The 316-nt window shown below is 53.8% G+C and carries 1 protein-coding gene; it reads right to left on the bottom strand.

Translation table 11 applies throughout. From position 1 onward, the window contains the following. Positions 1 to 87: 87 nt before the first annotated feature. Positions 88 to 316, bottom strand: a 229-nt coding sequence (locus EN852_RS38160) for a DUF768 domain-containing protein (RefSeq protein WP_135879856.1), incomplete at its 5' end; no start/stop codon positions are given.

Raw genomic sequence — 316 nt, 5'->3', positions numbered from 1 at the left:
GCGCCAACTGGCATCTACAGGGCAGCTGCATTTCGCATCGCTTGCGGGCTGGAGCCTTTCTTCGACTCCGCACCCCGCGTCCTGATCTCAATCAGGCTCGGGATCACTATTTCCAAGCGCCTCGAGCATCGTTGAGAAGATGCTACCGACCTCCTCTGAGATCTCTTCCGATCGAATTCCAGCCTTTTTGGCGTCGCCGGTTAATCGGCTCGCAAGCTCTTTCGCTAAGGTCGTATCAGATGATGAATGATGCGGGAGATTGCCCTCCATCCATTCCTGTAGGAATTTCAGACCCCTTTCACTCACTGTGAAATCA

It is taken from the genome of Mesorhizobium sp. M2E.F.Ca.ET.209.01.1.1, from assembly GCF_004010375.2.
Lineage (GTDB): Bacteria > Pseudomonadota > Alphaproteobacteria > Rhizobiales > Rhizobiaceae > Mesorhizobium.
This window is presented reverse-complemented; position numbering and strand designations above follow the sequence as displayed.